Source organism: Brasilonema bromeliae SPC951 (assembly GCF_012912135.1).
Classification (GTDB): Bacteria; Cyanobacteriota; Cyanobacteriia; order Cyanobacteriales; family Nostocaceae; genus Brasilonema; species Brasilonema bromeliae.
The window spans coordinates 1-3,002 of sequence record NZ_QMEB01000315.1 but is presented as its reverse complement, the minus strand read 5'-3'; the positions used below and the strand labels follow the sequence as shown (position 1 = coordinate 3,002).

Genomic DNA, 3,002 nt, shown 5'->3' with positions numbered 1-3,002 from the left:
TGATGAACACGCGGTTCCTGCTGGTGGGGCGCTTGCAGTCGATAGAGGACAATTTAGTCAGGACTTGACGCAAACTCTCGCTCAGCATCCTCTGATTGAACTGCGTCGAGAGGCATTACGTGTTATTCCTGAAGGAATTGTCGTTTTGGCAACTGGTCCTTTAACAAGTCCGGAATTGGCAGAAGATTTGCAGCGTTTCACAGGGATGGAATACCTCAGCTTTTTTGATGCCGCAAGCCCAATCATTGTGGGAGAATCGATTAACCACGATATTGCTTTTCTCGCCTCTCGTTACGACAAAGGTGAAGCTGCATATTTAAACTGTCCTATGAACAAAGAGCAGTATTTGCAGTTTTGGCAAGAACTGCGTACTGCTGAACAAGTGGAATTGAAGGATTTTGAACGGGAAACGGCGAAATTTTTTGAAGCTTGTCTTCCAATTGAAGAACTTGCACGGCGAGGAGAAGATACAATGCGTTATGGTCCTCTTAAGCCAGTCGGGTTATCGGATAGTCGGACTGGAGAACGTTCTTATGCTGTGATACAGTTGCGGCAAGAAGACAAAGCAGGTCAACTTTGGAATATGGTAGGATTCCAAACAAATCTGCGTTGGGGTGAGCAAAAGCGTATTTTCCAAATGATTCCTGGTTTGGAAAATGCTGAGTTCGTGCGGTTGGGAGTCATGCACCGCAACACCTTTCTCAACGCGCCTGTGCTGATGCAGCCTAGTTTGCAATTTATCAACCGTCCAACGTTGCTAGCTGCTGGACAGTTAATTGGAACTGAAGGATATACCGCAGCCGCAGCCGGTGGTTGGTTGGCGGGAACGAATGCAGCGCGGCTGGCTTTGGGGAAAGAACCTTTGACTCTACCCAAGACGACGATGATGGGGTCACTGTTTGAGTTTATCAGTTCCGCTTCGCCTAAGCATTTTCAACCAATGCCCCCTAATTTTGGGATATTACCAGAATTGGGTGAGAAAATCAAAAATAAACAAGAGCGTTATGGACGTTATCGCGATCGCGCTTTAGCTGACTTGAAGGAATTGATAAACAGTGTTCAGCAGTGAAGTGCTGAGTCAGGGAGAGACTTCTAATTCTAAATTCTGAATTTTGAATTTTGAATTTTGAATTTTGAATTTTGAATTGTCTTGTCCCCTAATCCTTCATCAGAACTCACCACTCATAACTATTTTGATGTCTTTCGCTGGTCTTGAATTGTTTCCTCATTGGTTGTAGCCATTCCGTGTACACCGATCGCTGCGATCGTTGCACCAATAAAGCCCCAAGTCCCATTGCTGAATGCATTCATGCGATGAACAAAACTACGATGATAGGCAAGATCCAACTGTCTATTATTGGTTCTTCCATCCTTAGCTAACTTGTCCACATACCTTTCGGTTTTTTGTAACTCCGTATATTCAGTGTTAAACGAGTAAAGCGATGACCCCGCTACCAATAAACCTGGAATAACCAAGGCAATAAAGAGAATTGCTCTGCCTATGCTCATACAACCTCGTTAGGCAATATATTTGAGTTAATGCTGACATGGCAAGCATTTGCTGATAGTATCTGGCGAACAAATTAGAAAAATCGTGCACCCTGAGGTAAAACCAAATTCCGGGAATAATACCCTGGGAAATCTAATATCAAGAGCATAAAACAGTGAACAGTGAACAGGAAACAGTGAACAGTGAACAGTGAACAATTAATAACTGATAACTGCTAACTGTTAACTGGTAACTGATAAAAGCTCACCTTCCGGAACATCAGGGAAAAATGAGCAGCGATTTATTCTTGTATTTTGCTGCACATTATGCATCTATCGCAATCCTAAATCATAAGCCTTGCGGGCACGCTTTGCGCTGACGTGAGCAAACTTGATCCCCGAAGATCCCCGACTTCGTAAAAGTTGTCGGGGATCTGTGGCTTTCAATTTTCACAAATCAAATAGGATCGCTATACTTGATATGGACGATTTTGTTACAAAGCCAAGACCTCAGCGATTTTCTTGACCCTCCATTTATTAGAATAGTCTCAGGCTGAGAAATTAGAAAAATATGATAATTATCACTTAATGCACGTTATTAGTCGGAGAAAGCTGCGAGAATAATGCAAAAAGCACGCTGATTCCTGTGAAGCCCTTGATGACTGGTACACAACTGCCCGTCAAGCAGAGTGGGTTAGTCTTGTTGAAGTTCAGGCAGTTTATCCTCAAGCTGAAGCCGTTGGCAATTTTACGGTTTTCAATATTAAGGGCAATAAATATCGCTTAATCGTTAGTATCAATTATGCGAAGCAGGTAACCTATATCAAATACGTTCTAACTCATGCCGAATATGACAAAGATAACTGGAAAAATGACCCTTACTTTTAATCCAAAAATTTACAGCGAATTGCTGTCTAAACATCAACCTCGAATTATAAAAAGTGAAGAGGAAAACGAGAAATTTATCGCAATTGTTGAAGAACTGCTTTCTCGTCCTAACCTGACTCCAGAAGAAGATGCTGTGTTGGAACTATTGGTAAGACTAATTGAGGATTTTGAAGATAAGCACTATGAGATTAATGCCTCAACGCCACACTCAAGACTCCTTCATTTGATGGAGGCTAGGAGTCTGGAAAAAGCTGATTTAGTAAAAATTCTTGGTTCGAGGGATGTCACAGCCGAAGTAGTCAATGGTGAGCTAGAAATCAGTAAAGAACAAGCTGAGGCTTTAGGGGAGTTTTTCCAAGTTAATCCGAGCTTGTTTTTGTCAAATTAGGCGATAGCTTCGCTTGCGCTCCTTTGCAGATCGCCCACTTTATTCCAAGACTATGCTACAATGGATTAGAATAGCAAATTTTAATGTTTGCTTATTTAAGGGCGCGTGGCTCAGTGGATAGAGCAACAGGTTCCGGTCCTGTGGGTCGGGGGTTCAAATCCCTCCGCGCTCGTTTTTTGTATACTCAGATCTTGCACCATACTTTTCGTCCGCCAAGAAATAAATTTCTTGGCTCAAA

At 42.5% G+C, this 3,002-nt stretch carries 3 protein-coding genes, 1 tRNA gene and 1 pseudogene; 4 read left to right on the top strand and 1 reads right to left on the bottom strand.

Translation table 11 applies throughout. The features are described from left to right. On the top strand, positions 1-1,069 hold a 1,069-nt coding region (trmFO, locus tag DP116_RS26430), incomplete at its 5' end, for an FADH(2)-oxidizing methylenetetrahydrofolate--tRNA-(uracil(54)-C(5))-methyltransferase TrmFO (protein ID WP_246275807.1). Positions 1,070-1,188: 119 nt separating this feature from the next. On the opposite strand, the gene DP116_RS26425 is transcribed toward trmFO, so the two are convergent. After that, entirely contained in the window at positions 1,189-1,509 is a 321-nt protein-coding gene (locus DP116_RS26425) for a hypothetical protein (protein WP_169157971.1), read from the bottom strand. A gap of 567 nt (positions 1,510-2,076) precedes the next feature. Between DP116_RS26425 and DP116_RS26420 the strand changes: the two are divergent. The 3 genes and pseudogenes from DP116_RS26420 (at position 2,077) to DP116_RS26410 (ending at position 2,936) form a co-directional block, all read left to right on the top strand. Beyond that, positions 2,077-2,376: pseudogene (locus DP116_RS26420) on the top strand (type II toxin-antitoxin system HigB family toxin). Next, a complete protein-coding gene (locus DP116_RS26415; protein ID WP_169157970.1) occupies positions 2,360-2,764 on the top strand; it encodes a helix-turn-helix domain-containing protein in 405 nt (134 codons plus the stop codon). The pseudogene DP116_RS26420 and the gene DP116_RS26415 overlap by 17 nt, the downstream one beginning before the upstream one ends. Before the next feature lie 99 nt (positions 2,765-2,863). Beyond that, positions 2,864-2,936 (top strand) — tRNA-Arg (locus DP116_RS26410). The last annotated feature ends 66 nt before the right edge of the window (positions 2,937-3,002 follow it).